Genomic DNA, 16,606 nt, shown 5'->3' on the forward strand with positions numbered 1-16,606 from the left:
TCCCAATGCAGCTCATGCTTTGGCGACATCTTGAAGCAAGGCTGTCCGTGTGGTGGCCTTGTCCAGCTGGGCGGTCCACCACAGCAAGGCGTGGCCAGCAGGGCTCATGCGACTGTCTCGCCAGGCGGCGTGCACCGCGCTCAGGCGGGACTGGTCGGTTGACTTGATCACCAGCAAGCCTCGCTGCGCATAGGGTCTGGCCAGGCTTTCGGGCAGAAAGCCCACGCCCAAACCACGCAGTTGTGCTTGCAGTTTGCTCGCCATGTCGGGCACGGTGAACACGTCCTGACCGCCTTGGAGCCCCACCGTCAGGCCACTGCCGCGTTGCACCGAGTCGGCCACGGCCACCATGCGGTGCTGCACCAGTTGGACATCGCTCAAGGGTTCTGTCGCTTGGGCCAAGGGGTGCTGAGGCGCCACGGCAAACACGAAAGGCACTTCACCCAGCGCCATGTGCTGAATGTCGGCGGCCATGTGTTGACCCAGCGCCACGCCCAAGGCCAGATCGGCTTGCCCCGACGTCAAGGCGGCCATGGTGCCGGACAAGGTTTCGTGGCGGATGCGCAGGCGTGTCGGACTGTTCAGCGCCAGAAAGGCCTCGCACAAATCCATCACCACGCTGCGCGAGATGATGCTGTCCACCGCCACCGTCAACACCGCCTCCCAGCCGGTGGCCACCCGCTTGACCCGGTTGGCCACCGCGTCGATGTCGTGCAGCAAACGGCCCGCTTCGCGCAGCAATTCCTGACCCGCTGCTGTAGGGCGTGCCTGGCGCGAGCTGCGGTCAAACAGCAGCACATCGAGCGCGTCTTCCAGCTGTCGCACCCGATAGGTCAGGGCGCTGGGCACCAGGTTCAGCTTGCGGGCCGCAGCGGCAAAACTGCCTTGCTCGTCGATGGTTTGCAGCATGAACAGGGCGTCTGGCGTGAGCCAATCTTTGGGGCTTTGCATGATGGGCGTATCTTAATTCAAATAATTCGAATGATGGCGGCAAACCAATTGCACTTCATGCACAGGTTCCATCTTTAAAGTCAAACCATTGCATCTTGGAGAACCCCATGCTGACACTTCGCAAATCCAATGAACGCGGCTACGCCGACCATGGCTGGCTCAAATCGTTCCACAGCTTTTCTTTTGCCAATTACTTTGACCCGGCCCACATGGGTTTTGGCAACCTGCGCGTCATCAACGAAGACCGCATTGCGCCCGAAACCGGCTTTGGCACCCACGGCCACCGCGACATGGAAATCATCAGCTACGTGCTGTCGGGCAATTTGGCCCACCAAGACAGCATGGGCAACGTCAAAGGCATTCCGCCCGGCGATGTGCAGCGCATGAGTGCGGGCGGCGGTGTGCGCCACAGCGAGTTCAACCACGCCAAGGGCGAACAAACCCATTTCTTACAGATCTGGATCGAACCCAATGTGACCGGCATCGACCCCGGCTATGAACAAAAAACCGTGCCCGAATCGGCCAAAAGGGGGCAGCTGGCCTTGGTTGCCGCGCCCGAAGCTGCAGAGCACACGGTCAAAATCCACGCCGATGCGCGCATGTATGCGGGTCTTTTCCACGGCGCAGAAGCCGCCAGCTTGCCGCTGAGCCCCGAGCGCAAGGCCTACGTGTTCTTGGTGCGCGGCACCTTGCAGGTCAATGGGCAGCAGCTCAACGCGGGTGACGCGGCCATGTTGCAATCCGAGCCGTCTTTGGCTTTGGCCAATGGGCAGGACGCCGAAGTGCTTGTCTTCGACCTGGCCCCCTGAGCATTCTTGCCCATGAATTTGTCATGCCTGCGAATGCAGGAATCCAGCCCCCTTCAAAGTCCCCATCTATTTTTCTCAACCCCTCCAAGGAGCTTTTCTCATGGCTAAAACCGTTGTTGTCTTCCATTCTGGCTACGGCCACACCCAGCGCGTGGCCCAATTTGTGGCCCAAGGCGCCAATGCCCAATCGATCACGATCGATGCCGACGGCAACATCACCGAGGCCGACTGGGCCGCGCTGGACGCTGCAGACGCCATCATCTTTGGCTCGCCCACCTACATGGGCATGGCTTCGTGGCAGTTCAAGAAGTTTGCCGACGCCTCGTCCAAGCGCTGGTTCACCAGCGCCTGGAAAGACAAGGTGGCCGGCGGCTTCACGATCTCGGCCAGCCCCAGCGGTGACAAGTTGTCGACCATCCAGTACTTCATCACCTTGGCCATGCAGCAAGGCATGATTTGGGTGGGGCAGCCTGCCATGAACGACGGCACCATCAACCGCATCGGCTCCAACTCGGGTGTGATGGCCCAAGTCGGACCGACCAGCCCCGCCGAAGACATCCCCCAAGGTGACTTGGATACCGCCAAAGCCTATGGCGAGCGCGTGGCCGCGGTCGCTGCCAAGCTGCGCGGCTGAGGCCTTGGGGGGCAGCCCCTGCGGCCGAATGTGCGCTGAGTCAGACCGCGCATTCGCGATCAGGGGTTCGCTCCCACACAATACCCAACAGCCTGTCCCTTTGGGAGGCCGCCCCTGCGGCCAATGGGAGCGCCTCTCGGTTAGCATGGCAGCATGAAAATCATCACCATGCTGCCGTGGGCCGATTGGCTGGCACTGATCACTTTTTTTGCCTTGTGGGTGGGTTATGCCTGGCTGGCCAAGGTGCGCGGTCTGCGCGACCAAAGTCTGATCGCCAACACCAACCGTTATCGCCAAATGTGGATGATGCAAGCCACCCACCGTGACCCGCGTGTGCTGGACGGCGTGATCACCCAAAACCTGTCTCAAACCCCCGCCTTTTTTTCCTCCACCAGCATCATCATCATTGGGGGGCTGTTCGCGCTGTTGGGCACCACTGACAAAGCCGCCGAGTTGGTGGGCGAAATCCCGTTTGCCGAGCCCACCCCTTTGCTGGTCTTCGAACTCAAGATCCTGGTGATGGTGGGCATCTTTGTGTATGCCTTTTTCCGGTTTTCTTGGTCCATGCGCCAGTACACCTTTGTGGCCTTGGTCATCGGTGCCATGCCATCGCCTGCTGACTTTGATGCGAAGCTTTATGACCGCCAGCATTTTGCCGAGCGTGCGGGCAACTTGGTGAGCGCTGCGGCCGAGACCTTCAACGACGGTTTGCGGGCCTACTACTTTTCATTCGCTGCCATGGCCTGGTTTTTCTCGCCCATGGCGCTGGTGCTGGCCACGGCCTTGGTGGTTTTGATTTTGTATGGGCGCGAGTTCCGCTCCGAAGTGTTGCATGTCCTGCGCGACTGAAAACGCACACCTTTTGCCGCAGGGGTACCTTCTACAATGACAGGCTATGTTTGTCCATCTGCGCCTTCACTCCGAATTTTCTGTTGTTGACTCGACCTGCCGCATCGACGACGTGGTCAAGATCGCGGCAAAAGACGCCCAGCCCGCACTGGCCATCACCGACCTGAACAACTTGTTTGGGACCGTCAAGTTTTACAAAGAAGGCCGGGGCAAAGGCGTCAAGCCGATCATTGGTGCCGAGATCAACCTCGAAGGACTGGGGGGCGATGCCGCGGCCACCAGCCGGGTGGTGCTGTTGGTGCAAAACCACCCCGGTTACCTGAACCTTTGCGAACTGCTGGCCCGTGCCTGGACGCAAAACATCGTCAAAGGCGTGGCCGTGGTCAAGCTGGCCTGGCTCAAGGAGTTGTCCGATGGCTTGATTTTGCTTTCGGGCGCGCAAGCAGGCCCGGTGGGGCAGGCCATCGTGCAAGGCGACACCCGCAAGGCAGCCGACGTGGCGCTGCAACTGGGCTCGGTCTTTCCGCACCGGTTTTATCTGGAGTTGCAACGCGCAGGGCGCCCGGAGGACGAACCCCAAGTGGCAGGCGCCGTGGCGTTAGCGGCCCGTTTGGGTTTGCCGGTGGTGGCCACCCACCCGGTGCAGTTTCATGTCGCCGAAGATTACGAAGCCCACGAAGCGCGGGTGTGTATTTCCGAGGGTGAAATTCTGGCCAACCCGCGCCGGGTGCGGCGTTTCACCCGCGAGCAATACTTCAAGTCGGCGGCGCAAATGTGTGCCTTGTTTGCCGATGTGCCCAGCGCGATTGCCAACACGCTGGAGATCGCCAAACGCTGCAACCTGACACTGGTCCTGGGCAAGCCGCAGTTGCCCAACTTCCCGATCCCGCCCGTTCATGGCGTGGTCATGTCGGTGGACGATTATTTCCGCCACGTCTCGTTTGAAGGTCTGCAAGAACGCCTCCAGCACCTCTACCCCGACCCCACCAAACGCGAGGCCGAGCGGCCGCGCTATGTGGAGCGGCTGGAGTTCGAGTTGGGCACCATCTTGAAGATGGGCTTTCCGGGCTATTTCCTGATCGTGGGTGACTTCATCCAGTGGGCCAAGGCCAATGGCTGCCCGGTGGGTCCGGGTCGGGGCTCAGGCGCGGGTTCGTTGGTGGCCTATGCGCTCAAGATCACCGACCTCGACCCCTTGCAATACAGCTTGCTGTTCGAGCGCTTTTTGAACCCCGAGCGGGTGTCCATGCCCGACTTTGACATCGATTTTTGCCAAGGCAACCGGGATCGGGTGATCGACTATGTGAAGGACAAATACGGGCGCGATGCGGTGTCGCAGATCGCCACCTTTGGCACCATGGCCGCGCGGGCGGCGATCCGCGATGTGGGCCGCGTGCTCGACATGAGCTACACCTTTTGCGATGGCATCAGCAAGCTCATTCCCAACAAGCCGGGCATGTCGGTCACGCTGCAATACCCGCCCGCCACGCCCAAAGAGGGCGACAAGAACAACTATGCGATTGCCATGGAGCCCATCCTGGCCGAACGCATCGAGCGTGAAGAAGATGTCAAGACCCTGATCGAGTTGGCCCAGAAGCTCGAGGGCATGACCCGCAACGTGGGCATGCACGCCGGGGGCGTGCTCATTGCGCCGGGCAAACTGACCGATTTTTGTCCGCTGTACCAGCAGCCCGGCAGCGAGTCGGCCGTGAGCCAATACGACAAGGACGACGTGGAGGCCGCAGGCCTGGTCAAGTTCGACTTCTTGGGCTTGGCCACACTCACCATTTTGGAGATCGCGCGCGAGTTCATCATGAAGCGGCACAAAGGCCAGGAAGACTTTGCCTTTGAAAACATCCCGCTCGACGATGCGGCCACCTACAAACTGTTCTCGGACGGCAAGACCGAAGCCGTGTTCCAGTTTGAAAGCCGTGGCATGCAGGGCATGCTGCGGGATGCCCGCCCGAGCCGCCTGGAAGACCTGATCGCCTTGAACGCGCTGTACCGCCCGGGGCCCATGGACCTGATCCCCAGCTTTGTGGCCCGCAAGCACGGGCGCGAGGTGGTGGAGTACCCGCACCCGGCCGTGGCCGAGATGCTGAGTGAGACCTACGGCATCATGGTCTACCAAGAGCAGGTGATGCAGACCGCGCAGATCCTGGGCGGTTACTCGCTCGGCGGCGCGGATTTGCTGCGCCGCGCCATGGGCAAGAAAAAAGCCGAAGAAATGGCCGAGCACCGGGAAAAGTTCCGAGCCGGCGCTTTGGCCACGCACAACATCCCGCAGGACAAGGCCGACGAAGTTTTTGACCTGATGGAAAAGTTTGCGGGCTACGGCTTCAACAAGTCGCACGCCGCTGCCTATTCCCTCCTGGCCTACCACACCGGCTGGCTCAAGGTGCATTACACCGCCGAGTTCTTTTGCGCCAACATGACGGTGGAAATGGACGATACCGACAAACTCAAGGTGCTGTACGAGGATGCCATCAAATTCGGCATCTGCTTTGACCCCCCAGACGTGAACAGGGGCACGCACCGCTTCGAGCCGGTGACCGACAAGGTCATCCGCTACGGTCTGGGCGCCATCAAGGGCACAGGCCAGCAGGCGATCGACGCCATCGTGGCCGCGCGCAACGAGGGCGGCCCCTTCACCAGCCTGTTTGACTTTGCCGTGCGCGTGGACCGCACCCGCATCAACAAACGCACGGTGGACGCGCTGATCAAAGCGGGGGCTTTTGACTCGCTGCACATGAACCGCGCCGCCCTGTCAGCCAGCATCGACCGGGCGTTTGAATTCTCGAACGCCACGACGGCCAACGTCAACCAAGGCGGCCTGTTCGACATGCTGGGCGACGACTCGCATGGCTCCAGCACGCAAGAGCCCGATTTGGTCGAGGTCATGCCCTGGGGCATCAAGGAACGCCTGCTGCTGGAAAAAACCGCGGTGGGATTTTTCCTGTCAGGTCATTTGTTCGACGCGGTCGAGCGCGAGGTGCGCCAGTTTGCCCGCCGCAAGATCGACGACCTGATCGACAGCCGCGAGTCCATGGTGCTGGCCGGCATTGTGGGCGATCTGCGCGTCATCAACGGCCAACGCGGCAAGGTGGCCATCTTCAAGCTCGACGACAAAACTGGCGTGATGGAAGCCACCGCCGACGAAGCCCTGATCCACTCGGCCAAGCATTGGCTCAAGGACGACGAGCTGATCATCGTCACGGCCAAGATGCAGGCCGACCGTTTCTCGGGCGGTTTTCGCCTCAAGATCGAGCAGATCATGGACTTGGGCGCGGCCCGTTGCCGCTATGGCAAATACCTGCGCGTGGCCGTGAAAGGCCGTGCACCCGACATTGCGCGCCTGGTGCGAGAGTTCCCCGCCCAACGCGAACAAACCGAGCAAGGTGACTTGGTGCGCGGCTTGCCGGTGCGCCTGGTGCTCGAGCGCAGCAACGACCAACTGGCGGCCCGCGCCGAGCTGGCGCTGGGCGAAGCCGCCAAGTTCTTCCCCACCGATGCGGCCCTGGCCAGCTGGATGGCGCAGGCCGATCAGGGTCAGGCGCGCATTGTTTACGACTGACCCCTCCAACGAGCCAAGGATCTCCCCATGAAAGCAGCCTGGTACGCACAAAACGGCGAAGCCCAAGACGTGATGCAGCTCGGCGAGCTGCCCACACCCACGCCTCAAGCGGGGGAGGTGTTGGTTCGCTTGCTGACCTCGGGCGTGAACCCCTCTGACGTGAAATCGCGCCGCGCCCGTCCTTTGACCGACGCCTTGGTGGTGCCACACAGCGATGGCGCTGGCGTGATCGAAGCGGTGGGGGCCGGTGTTTCACCGGGCCGGGTCGGGGAGCGCGTGTGGGTCTGGAATGGCCAGTGGCAGCGCTCCATGGGCACCTGCGCCCAGTACATCGCCTTGCCCGAGGCTCAGGCTGTGGCCTTGCCCGAAGGCACCGACTTTGCGGCTGGGGCCTGTATGGGCATTCCGGGTTTGACCGCAGTGCAGGCGGTGATTTTGGCAGAGCGTCTGGCCGGTGATTTGCGCGGACAAACCGTGCTGGTCACTGGCGCTTCATCGGCCGTGGGGCACTACATCACCCAGATGGTGAGCTTGGCCGGTGGCCGCGTGATCGGCACCGTCGGCTCTCAAGCCAAAGCCGCCCACGCCCGCGCGGCAGGCCTGCAAGAGGCCATTTTTTACAAGACCGAGTCGGTGCCCGAACGCGTCAAGGCCTTGACGCAAGGCCGTGGCGCAGAGGTCATCATCGACATGGATTTTTCGACCACGGCGCGTTGGGCCGCCGAAGGCGCTTTGGCCCCGCACGGCCAAGTGGTCTGTTATGGCTCGAATGCGCTGGACGTGGCCATGCCGTTTCGGCCCTGGCTGTTCCAGTCGATGGGCGTGAAATTCTTCTTGGTCTATGACCTGACTCCCGCCGACCGCCAAGGCGCCGTGGCCCGCCTGTCGGCCATGCTGTCGCAACAGCAGTTGCAGCACAGCATCGGTGCCCGTTTTACGCTCGATCAAATCGCGTTAGCGCACCAAACGGTGGAAGCAGGGCAAATCGTGGGCAATGTGGTGGTGGACTTGTAAGTCAGCCAGCCTTCGCCTCAATCGATCGGCCTGAACCCCAGCACGATCACGGGCGGCACACGACCGTCGGTGTCTTTGGGCAGGATTTCTGTCTTATCGATGGCGCGCAGCACGGCATCGTCCCAGGCTTTGTTGCCGCTCGATTGCACGATGCGGCGGCTCAAGATCACACCCTCCGGTCCCACCTTGACCTCGACCTCGGCGCGCGCATTGCCCACCACATCGCCGGAATAGGTGATGTTGGGTTTGATGCTGCCCACCAGGCGGCCCGCGTAGCTGGCCGATGGGCCAGATGATTTGAGCGCTGTGCCGGTGGCGTTTTCGCCGCCCGAGGCGCCGGCCATGCCTTGTATGCGCTTGAGGTTTTCCTGGCGCAGGGCATCGGCACGGGCTTGGTCGGCTTTCTCTGCTTTGGCTTTCTCGGCCTTGGCTTTTTCTTCGGCTCTTTTCTTGTCGCGTTCTTTTTCTTTCTGTGCTTTTTTCTCTTTGGCGAGCTTTTCTTTTTCAAGCGCCTTGCGTTGGGTCTCGGCTTTTTCTTTTTGGGCCTTCAGCTTTTCAGCCTTCTCAGCTTCTTTTTTCTTGTCCAGTTGCTTTTGCTTTTCAATGGCGATTTGCGCGTCGCGCCGCTCCAGTGCAGGGTCGGGTGGCGGTGGCGTGGGTTGGGCGGGCTCGGGTTGGGGGGCTGGCTGGGGAGAGGGCTCGGGTTCCGGCGGGGGCTCTTGCAGTTTGGGGGCGGCGGCTTGCGGGATGGCGGACCACAGCTCAGCCTCGGCCTGCACCGTTTGCGGTTGGGTTTTCCAAGCGGTGGCCAAGCCCAGCGCCAGGAACAACAAGGCGTGCGCCACGCCCGCCACGACCCATGCGCGGCCTTGGCCGGGCTGGACCGGCGGCGCAAATTCGAGGTGCGGCGTCGCCTTGGCGTTCAAACCCATGTCCTCGTCAAGGTGCCAGTTGAACCGACAGGCCCACACGGGCAATGCCTGCACGTTGCAGGCTGTCCATCACTTGCACCACGGTTTCGTATTTGACGCTGCGGTCTGCGCTGATGACCACGGCGGTGTTCTGCTCGTCGCCCACCAAGCGCTTGACGCTGGCCGCCACGCTGGGCAGGGTGGCGCTGTCGGTTTTGCCGTCGCTGACCAGTTCCAAGCGCTCGTCTTTTTGGATCACGATCTGGATGACTTTGTCGGGCTGCTTGGCGGCTTTGCCCACGCTGGGCAGGTCCACCACGCTGGGCGTGATCATGGGGGCGGTCACCATGAAGATGATCAGCAGCACCAGCATCACGTCGATGAAGGGCACCATGTTGATTTCGGCGATGGTGCGGCGACCACGGCCCCGGGATGACACAGCGGGCATGGCGTTCCTTTCAGTGGCCCGAGGCCGAGCTGTTGGCCCCGCCCAGGCTGCGCTGCAGGATGTTGGAGAACTCTTCGATGAAGGTTTCCAGTTTGATGGCGATGCGGTCCACGTCGTGCGAGAAGCGGTTGTAGGCCAGCACCGCCGGGATGGCGGCAAACAGGCCAATGGCCGTGGCCACCAGGGCCTCTGCAATGCCGGGGGCCACGGTCGCCAAAGTCACCTGTTGCAAACTGGCCAAGCCGGTGAAGGCGTGCATGATGCCCCAGACCGTGCCAAACAGACCCACATAAGGGGAAATGGAGCCGACCGAGGCCAAGAAGGCCAATTGCGATTCGGCCACGTCCATCTCGCGCTGGAAACTGGCGCGCATGGCGCGGCGGGCGCCGTCCAGCAAGGTGCCCGCATCGCTGATTTGGCGCTCGCGCAGTTTTTGGTATTCGCGCATGCCGCTGGCAAAAATGCGTTCCATGGGGCCGGACAGTTTGGCGTTTTGGCTGGCAGCGTTGAACAACTCGTTCAGACTGGTGCCCGACCAAAACACGCGCTCAAATTCCTCATTGAGGTTTTTGATGCGCTTGATGGCCGTGAGCTTGCGCACGATGGCGGCCCAACTGGCCACCGAAATGCTGATCAGAATGAGCACCACCAATTGCACGACAAAACTGGCGTGCAAAAGCAGCGAGACGATGGACATGTCTTGGTTCATTTCAGGGCTTCCAGAACGGTGGCCGGAATCCGGCCCGGTTTCAAAGTGGTGCTGTCGACCCAGCCTAAGCGGATGGTGCCTTCGGCCAGTAAGCAGTCGGTTTGGCCTGGTGCGCGCAGGTAGGCGCGCTGGGCAATGGTCAGGCTGGCTTTGCCGCCGCTTTGCAGCTCGGCGGTGACGGCCAGGGTGTCATCAAGGCGGGCGGGCGAATGGTACTTGACCTCGGTTTCGCTGACGACGAACATGCCACCCGAGGCGTCGCGCAACACGTGTTGGCCAAAGCCCAGGGCGCGCAGCCATTCGGTGCGGGCACGTTCAAAAAATTTGAGGTAGTTGGCATAAAACACGATGCCGCCCGCGTCGGTGTCTTCCCAATAGATGCGGATGGGGTGTTCAAAAACGCGCTTGTCGCTCATGGCTGCAACCAGGCTTTCAGGCGGGCGATGGCCGTTTGCAGTTCGGTCATCGAGTTGGCGGTGGAAAAGCGCACAAAGCGGGCGGTCTGGTCGGTGCCAAAGTCGCGTCCGGGCGTGATGGCCACATGGGCGTGCTCCAAAGCGGCAAAGGCAAATTCCCAGCTGTCCTTCAGGCCCAATTTTTGGCAAGCCGCGGTGCAGTCGGCCCAGGCGTAGAACGCGCCGTCGGGCGCCACAGGCACCTGCAGACCCAGTTCATTCAGGGCTGGGATGAAGTAGTCGCGTCGGGCTTTGAATTCGGCACGGCGGCGCTCGTACTCGGCCAGGCTCTCGGGCTCAAAACAGGCCAGTGCTGCAAACTGGGCCACGGTGCTGGCGCAAATGAACAGGTTTTGCGCCAAGCGCTCCAGCACGGGCGTGAGCTGCTCGGGCACCACCAGCCAGCCCAAACGCCAGCCGGTCATGTTGAAGTATTTGCTGAAGCTGTTGATGCTGATGATGTCGTCGCCCATGGCGAGGGCGCTTTGGCCGAACTGCTCGTCGTGGCTCAGGCCCAGATAAATTTCGTCAATCAGGGTGATCCCGCCATGAGAGCGCACCACGTCAACAATGCGGGCCAATTCGGCCGGATCGATCGACGTGCCCGTGGGGTTGGAGGGCGAGGCCAGCAAGACACCGCGGGTGTGGGGTCCCCAGGCGGCGGCCACTTTGACGGCGCTCAATTGAAAACGCTCTTCAGCAGTGGTGGGCAGCAGGACCGCATGGCCCTCTGCCGCGCTCACAAAATGGCGGTTACAGGGGTAGCTCGGGTCGGGCATGAGAATTTCGTCACCCCGGTCAATCAGCGACAGACAGGCCAATTGCAATGCCGCTGAGGCACCCGCGGTGACCACGATGCGGCTGGCGGGCACTTGCACGCCAAAGCGCTCGGCGTACCAGTTGCTGATGGCCTGGCGCAGAACATCCAAGCCCAGCGCTGGGGTGTATTGGGTTTGGCCAGAGGCGACAACGGCTTGCGCAGCGGCTTGCACGCGGGGCGGAGCGGTGAAATCGGGCTCGCCAATGTTCAAGAAGACCACGGGCCGGTCGGTGTGTGCGACCTCGCGGGCTTTTTGTGAAGCGGCCTTGGCCACTTCCATGACCCAAAAGGGCTCTATCCGTTCGGCTCGCTCAGAAATGCGCATGGTGTCTGGGGTATCGGATTTATTTGGCCCGGCCGGATTGGCGGTCGGCTTGCACTTCGGCGCTGCGCAACTCAGGGGCCAAGCCGTTCAGCACGGCGTTCACGTATTTGTGACCGTCGGTGCCGCCAAAGTCCTTGGCCAGTTCGATGCACTCGTTGAGCACCACACGCCAAGGCACGTCCAGGCAGTGCTGCATTTCGTAGGCGCCGATCCACATGATGGCGTGCTCAACGGGGGAAATTTCGGCAAAGTTGCGGTCGAGCTTGGGGCCAATCAAGGCATCCAAGGTAGACGATTGTTCGATGCAACCGTAAAGCAGGGCATCGTAATGGGCCGAGTCGGCTTTGTGAAAGCCCGACAAGTCGCGGGTGAAGACGTCAATGTCCGAGGCTTCGTTGCGGCCCACAATGTGTTGGTAAAGCGCTTGCAGGGCAAATTCGCGCGAGCGGCTGCGGGCAGGCTTGGCCGAGGATTTTCGGGTGCCGGCGACAGGTTTTTTGCCTTCTTCCGTGATGAGCGTCGTGCTGTTTTGGTCGTTCATCAGGCGTTCTCTTCGTCGTCAAACTCTTCGGCCAAATCGGCCGACAGGTCGTCCATGATGCAGGCCATCTCCACCGCCACGCGCGCCGCATCGCGGCCTTTTTCGGTTTGGCGCGCAATGGCCTGATCGAGGTTTTCTGTGGTCAAGATGGCGTTGGCGATGGGCAGGTTGTAGTCGAGTGACACCCGGCTCACGCCCGCCCCCGACTCGTTGGCCACCAATTCAAAGTGGTAGGTCTCGCCGCGGATGATGCAACCCAGCGCGATCAAGGCGTCGTATTCGGCGCGCTCGGCCATGGCCTGCAGGGCCACCGGCACTTCCAGCGCGCCAGGCACCATGACGTGGTCAATGCTGGTCACCCCCAGGGCTTCGAGTTCTTCGATGCAGGCTTTGGCCAAGGCATTGGTGATGTCTTCGTTGAAACGGGCTTGGACGATGCCAATGTGCAGAAATTGGCCGTCGAGTTCATCGGCTTGGCCTTTTTGGGCTTCGAACATGGTTATTCCTTGGGGATGTAAGCGGTGATTTCGAGGCCATAACCGGTCATGCTGGGCATGCGCCTTGGCTTGCCCATGAGCTTCATTTTGTGCACGCCGCATTCACGCAGAATTTGTGCGCCCACGCCGTAGGTGCGCAAGTCCATCTTGCCGCGCTCAGGGGCTTGGGCCGAGCGGGCGCGCCCTTCAAATTGGGCCAGCAATTGGTCTGCAGACTCGCCGCAGTTGAGCAACACCGCCACGCCGCAGCCTTGGTCGTTGATGTAGCTCAGGCTGGCGTCCAGGCTCCAGGAGTGCATGGCGCGGTTGACTTCAAGGGCGTCGAGCACCGACAAGGGCTCGTGCACGCGCACGGCCACTTCAGAGTCTGCCGACCATTGGCCTTTGACAAGCGCCAGGTGCACGGTTTGGCTGGGTTGGTCGCGAAAGGCGTGGGCCGTGAACTCGCCGTGTGCGGTTTGCAGCGTGCGGCTGCCAATGCGCTCGACCAGCGATTCGTTGCGGCTGCGGTACTCGATCAGGTCGGCGATGGTGCCGATTTTCAAGCCGTGTTCGGCCGCGAAAATTTGCAGATCGGGCAGGCGGGCCATGGTGCCATCGTCTTTCATGATCTCGCAGATCACCGACGAGGGGCTGCAGCCGGCCATGGCGGCCAGGTCGCAACCGGCTTCGGTGTGGCCTGCGCGCATCAGCACGCCGCCGTCCACCGCTTGGAGCGGGAAGATGTGGCCCGGTTGCACCAAGTCGGTGGCTTGGCTGGCCTTGGCCACGGCCACTTGCACGGTCTTGGCGCGGTCGGCGGCCGAGATGCCGGTGGTCACGCCTTCCGCCGCCTCGATCGACACGGTGAAAGCGGTGCTGTAGACGGTGCCGTTGCGGGCGGCCATGGGCGGCAACTTGAGAAATTCGCAGCGCTCGCGGGTGAGCGTCAGGCAAATCAAGCCCCGGCCAAAGCGGGCCATGAAGTTGATGGCTTCGGGCGTGACGTGGTCAGACGCCAGCACCAGGTCGCCTTCGTTTTCGCGGTCCTCTTCGTCGACCAGGATCACAATGCGACCGGCTTTCATCTCGGCCACGATCTCTTCGACAGGCGAGATCGCCACAGGCGACAGTTTTTCGGGGGCGTTCATGCGGTGTCTTTCTGGATCAGGCCTGCGCTGAGCATGCGCTCCACGTAGCGGGCCACGGTGTCGATTTCGAGGTTGACCTGGTTGCCGGCTTTGAGGCTGCCAAGTGCGGTGTTGTCCACAGTGTGCGGAATGAGGTTGATGCTGATCTCGCAGCCATCGGCCAGATCGGCCACGCGGTTGACGGTGAGGCTGACCCCGTTGACGGTGATGGAGCCTTTGTAAGCGAGGTATTTGGCCAGCACTTGGGGCGCCAAAACGCGCAACTCCCAACTCTCGCCGATTTGTGCGAAATAGCTGATTTGGCCCACGCCATCGACGTGACCGGACACAATGTGCCCGCCCAGTCGGTCATGGGCACGCAGGGCTTTTTCGAGGTTGACGGTCCCTTGCTGGTCCAAGCCGCTGGTTTTGTCCAGCGATTCGGCCGAGATGTCGATGGTGAACTGGCGGTTCTCGGGGCTGAAGGTGGTGACGGTCATGCAAGCGCCGTTCAAGGCGATGCTGTCGCCCAGGCCCACATCGTCAAGGTACCCGGCAGGGGCCTCGATGGTGAGGCGCTTGCCATGGTGTAAAGAGCGACCCAGGTCGTGAATGGCGACGATGCGCCCCACGCCGGTGATGATTCCGGTGAACATAGCCGTGTATTTTCGCAGGTAAAGAGGGTGAATCGGATCGGTTGGCAACAAAAAAGCAAAGAGGCTTGCCGCCAGGCGGCCTTCGGGGGCTCAGGGTAAACCAAGGCACCAAGGGCCAGGGTGTTTGCCTAGAATGTTGCATTGCAGCAGATTTTTCAATTGCAGTGCCCCATCAGGAGTTTTCATTGCCGGTCAAGCCCCAAGCCAAGTCAGCCCCAAGCGCCGGCACAAAAGTGCCCGATGTTGTGCGCACCATCAAAAAGTACCCCAACCGGCGCTTGTATGACACGCAAACCTCCACCTATGTGACGCTGGCCGAGATCAAGAAGTTGGTCATGGCCGCATCGCCCATGGTGGTGCTGGACGCCAAAACCGGCGAAGACCTGACGCGCTCCATCTTGCTGCAGATCATTCTGGAAGAAGAGTCCGCAGGCGTGCCCATGTTCAGCGAGGCGGTCTTGTCCAACATCATCCGTTTTTATGGCCATGCCATGCAGGGCCACATGGGCTCCTATTTGGAGAGCCATGTTCAGTCCTTCATGGACTGGCAAAGCAAGCTGGGCGAGTCCAGTCCGGCCCTGAGCCCTGAAGTGTGGGCGCAGTTCATGCAGTGGCAAACACCTTTGATGCAAAACATGTTTTCCGGCCTGGCCAACCCCTCGCAAAGCGTCATGGCGCAAATGCAGGACCAGATGCAAAAGCAAATCCAGAAGAACACCGAACAACTCTTGGGTGTGATGGGTTTGAGGACTTGATCGGCGCTTCTTACCCTTTTGTCACAAGCCGATCGTTTTTGCGGGGACAATGCGGGGATGAGTGAAATGACCGCCACCGCCCCCTTGTCCGCAAGCCAGCCCGCCCCCAAAGTGGGTTTTGTCAGCCTGGGTTGCCCCAAGGCGCTGACCGATTCCGAACTGATCCTGACGCAACTGAGCGCCGAGGGCTACCAGACCTCCAAGACTTTTGAGGGCGCTGACCTGGTCATCGTCAACACCTGTGGCTTCATCGACGAAGCCATTCAGGAGAGTCTGGACACGATTGCCGAAGCCCTGAATGAGAACGGCAAAGTGATCGTGACCGGTTGCCTGGGAGCCAAAACAGGTGAGGGCGGCGGCAACATGGTGCGGGAAATGCACCCCAGCGTGCTGGCCGTGACCGGGCCACACGCCACGCAAGAGGTGATGGACGCGGTACACACGCATTTGCCCAAGCCTCACGACCCCTTTCTCGATCTGGTGCCTGGCGGCTTTGGCGAAGCCGGGCTCAAGCTCACGCCGCGCCACTATGCGTATTTGAAAATCAGCGAAGGCTGCAACCACCGCTGTACGTTTTGCATCATCCCCTCCATGCGAGGGGACCTGGTGTCTCGCCCGATTGGCGATGTGCTCAAAGAAGCCAAAGCCTTGTTTGAAGGCGGCGTGAAAGAGCTGCTGGTCATCAGCCAGGACACCTCGGCCTATGGCGTGGATGTGAAATACCGCACGGGCTTTTGGGACGGCAAGCCGGTCAAAACCCGGATGCTGGAATTGGTACAGACCTTGGGCGAGATGGCCCGAGCGCACGGTGCATGGGTGCGCTTGCACTATGTTTATCCTTACCCGAGTGTGGACGACATCATCCCCTTGATGGCCGAAGGACTGGTCTTGCCATATTTGGATGTGCCTTTTCAACACAGCCACCCCGATGTGCTCAAGCGCATGAAGCGGCCGGCCAGTGGCGAGAAAAACCTCGAGCGCATCCAGCGTTGGCGGGAACTCTGCCCTGAATTGGTGATCCGCAGCACCTTCATCGCGGGTTTCCCAGGGGAGACTGAGGAAGAGTTCGAGCACCTGCTGGGGTTTTTACGCGAAGCACAAATCGACCGTGCCGGTTGCTTTGCCTACAGCCCAGTCAAGGGCGCAGCAGCGAACGACTTGCCCGGCATGCTGCCCGAAGCGCTGCGCGAAGAGCGCCGTGCCCGCTTCATGGCGGTGGCAGAGGAGGTCTCGATTGCCCGTTTGCACCAACGCGTGGGCTCGACCATGCAGGTGCTGGTGGACAGCGCTCCGGCCATGGGCCGTCGCGGTGGTGTGGGCCGCAGCTTTGGCGACGCGCCCGAAATCGATGGTGTGGTGCGTTTGTTGCCACCCGAGAAGATGAGCAAAACCCTCAAGGTGGGCGAATTCACCCGCGCGCGCATCGTCAGCGTGGAAGGCCACGACCTGGTGGGGGTGCCGGTTTGAAGATGCATGGTGCGCTGCGGGCCGGCCCTTCAGCGGCCCGGATGCGGTGCGTTTTGCCCAACGTGGACGCCAAGCAGCGTGT

At 61.4% G+C, this 16,606-nt stretch carries 17 protein-coding genes; 7 read left to right on the forward strand and 10 right to left on the reverse strand.

All coding sequences use genetic code 11. The annotated features are described in order from the left end of the window. Positions 1–12 precede the first annotated feature (12 nt). Positions 13–951 carry a LysR family transcriptional regulator gene (locus LHAB_RS10600; protein ID WP_090046114.1) on the reverse strand — a complete coding sequence of 313 codons (939 nt, stop codon included), beginning with the start codon at positions 949–951 and terminating at the stop codon, positions 13–15. A gap of 107 nt (positions 952–1,058) precedes the next feature. On the opposite strand from LHAB_RS10600, the gene LHAB_RS10605 reads away from it, so the two are divergent. The 5 genes from LHAB_RS10605 (at position 1,059) to LHAB_RS10625 (ending at position 7,831) form a co-directional block, all read left to right on the forward strand. Further along, entirely contained in the window at positions 1,059–1,760 is a 702-nt protein-coding gene (locus LHAB_RS10605; protein ID WP_090046117.1) for a pirin family protein, read from the forward strand. A gap of 100 nt (positions 1,761–1,860) precedes the next feature. After that, positions 1,861–2,394, forward strand: coding sequence for a flavodoxin family protein (locus LHAB_RS10610; RefSeq protein WP_090046120.1), 534 nt, complete (start codon positions 1,861–1,863; stop codon positions 2,392–2,394). Positions 2,395–2,547: 153 nt separating this feature from the next. After that, complete coding sequence (locus LHAB_RS10615; RefSeq protein ID WP_090046122.1) at positions 2,548–3,243, forward strand: DUF599 domain-containing protein; 696 nt, start codon at positions 2,548–2,550, stop codon at positions 3,241–3,243. 46 nt (positions 3,244–3,289) lie between these two features. After that, positions 3,290–6,817, forward strand: coding sequence for a DNA polymerase III subunit alpha (dnaE, locus tag LHAB_RS10620; protein WP_090046125.1), 3,528 nt, complete (start codon positions 3,290–3,292; stop codon positions 6,815–6,817). 27 nt (positions 6,818–6,844) lie between these two features. Next, the gene (locus tag LHAB_RS10625; protein WP_090046127.1) at positions 6,845–7,831 is read left to right on the forward strand and encodes an NADPH:quinone reductase; all 987 of its coding nucleotides are present in this window, start codon (positions 6,845–6,847) and stop codon (positions 7,829–7,831) included. Between the two features lie 17 nt (positions 7,832–7,848). On the opposite strand, the gene tolA is transcribed toward LHAB_RS10625, so the two are convergent. From tolA to LHAB_RS10670, 9 genes are read right to left on the reverse strand one after another with little or no spacing between them, the layout of a single operon-like run. Then, positions 7,849–8,763, reverse strand: a complete 915-nt coding sequence (gene tolA, locus LHAB_RS10630; protein ID WP_090046129.1) for a cell envelope integrity protein TolA — start codon at positions 8,761–8,763, stop codon at positions 7,849–7,851. 7 nt (positions 8,764–8,770) lie between these two features. Then, entirely contained in the window at positions 8,771–9,190 is a 420-nt protein-coding gene (locus LHAB_RS10635) for a biopolymer transporter ExbD (RefSeq protein WP_090046131.1), read from the reverse strand. A 10-nt stretch (positions 9,191–9,200) separates the two neighbouring features. Next, positions 9,201–9,899 carry a protein TolQ gene (tolQ, locus tag LHAB_RS10640; protein ID WP_090046134.1) on the reverse strand — a complete coding sequence of 233 codons (699 nt, stop codon included), beginning with the start codon at positions 9,897–9,899 and terminating at the stop codon, positions 9,201–9,203. Next, positions 9,896–10,315: a YbgC/FadM family acyl-CoA thioesterase gene (locus LHAB_RS10645; RefSeq protein WP_090046136.1), complete on the reverse strand. Its 420-nt coding sequence runs from the start codon at positions 10,313–10,315 to the stop codon at positions 9,896–9,898. Before LHAB_RS10645 ends, tolQ begins: the two co-directional genes overlap by 4 nt. Next, positions 10,312–11,499 carry a pyridoxal phosphate-dependent aminotransferase gene (locus LHAB_RS10650; RefSeq protein WP_090046138.1) on the reverse strand — a complete coding sequence of 396 codons (1,188 nt, stop codon included), beginning with the start codon at positions 11,497–11,499 and terminating at the stop codon, positions 10,312–10,314. Before LHAB_RS10650 ends, LHAB_RS10645 begins: the two co-directional genes overlap by 4 nt. A 19-nt stretch (positions 11,500–11,518) precedes the next feature. Further along, positions 11,519–12,040, reverse strand: a complete 522-nt coding sequence (gene nusB / locus LHAB_RS10655) for a transcription antitermination factor NusB (RefSeq protein ID WP_090046141.1) — start codon at positions 12,038–12,040, stop codon at positions 11,519–11,521. Then, on the reverse strand, positions 12,040–12,537 hold the full coding sequence (ribH, locus tag LHAB_RS10660) for a 6,7-dimethyl-8-ribityllumazine synthase (protein WP_090046143.1): 498 nt from the start codon (positions 12,535–12,537) through the stop codon (positions 12,040–12,042). Before ribH ends, nusB begins: the two co-directional genes overlap by 1 nt. Positions 12,538–12,539: 2 nt before the next feature. Next, positions 12,540–13,667 (reverse strand): bifunctional 3,4-dihydroxy-2-butanone-4-phosphate synthase/GTP cyclohydrolase II, encoded by a 1,128-nt coding sequence (ribBA, locus tag LHAB_RS10665; protein ID WP_090046145.1) that lies wholly within the window; start codon positions 13,665–13,667, stop codon positions 12,540–12,542. Next, positions 13,664–14,302, reverse strand: coding sequence for a riboflavin synthase (locus tag LHAB_RS10670; RefSeq protein WP_090046147.1), 639 nt, complete (start codon positions 14,300–14,302; stop codon positions 13,664–13,666). The genes ribBA and LHAB_RS10670 overlap by 4 nt, the downstream gene beginning before the upstream one ends. 185 nt (positions 14,303–14,487) lie before the next feature. Here LHAB_RS10670 and phaR point away from each other — a divergent pair, with 185 nt between their 5' ends. Both phaR and rimO read left to right on the forward strand, forming a co-directional pair. Next, the gene (gene phaR, locus LHAB_RS10675) at positions 14,488–15,057 is read left to right on the forward strand and encodes a polyhydroxyalkanoate synthesis repressor PhaR (protein WP_369814115.1); all 570 of its coding nucleotides are present in this window, start codon (positions 14,488–14,490) and stop codon (positions 15,055–15,057) included. A 57-nt stretch (positions 15,058–15,114) separates the two neighbouring features. Continuing rightward, the gene (gene rimO, locus LHAB_RS10680; RefSeq protein ID WP_090046149.1) at positions 15,115–16,524 is read left to right on the forward strand and encodes a 30S ribosomal protein S12 methylthiotransferase RimO; all 1,410 of its coding nucleotides are present in this window, start codon (positions 15,115–15,117) and stop codon (positions 16,522–16,524) included. Positions 16,525–16,606: the final 82 nt, after the last annotated feature.

The sequence above is a fragment of the Limnohabitans sp. 2KL-27 genome (assembly GCF_001269345.1).
Taxonomy (GTDB): Bacteria; Pseudomonadota; Gammaproteobacteria; order Burkholderiales; family Burkholderiaceae_C; genus Limnohabitans_A.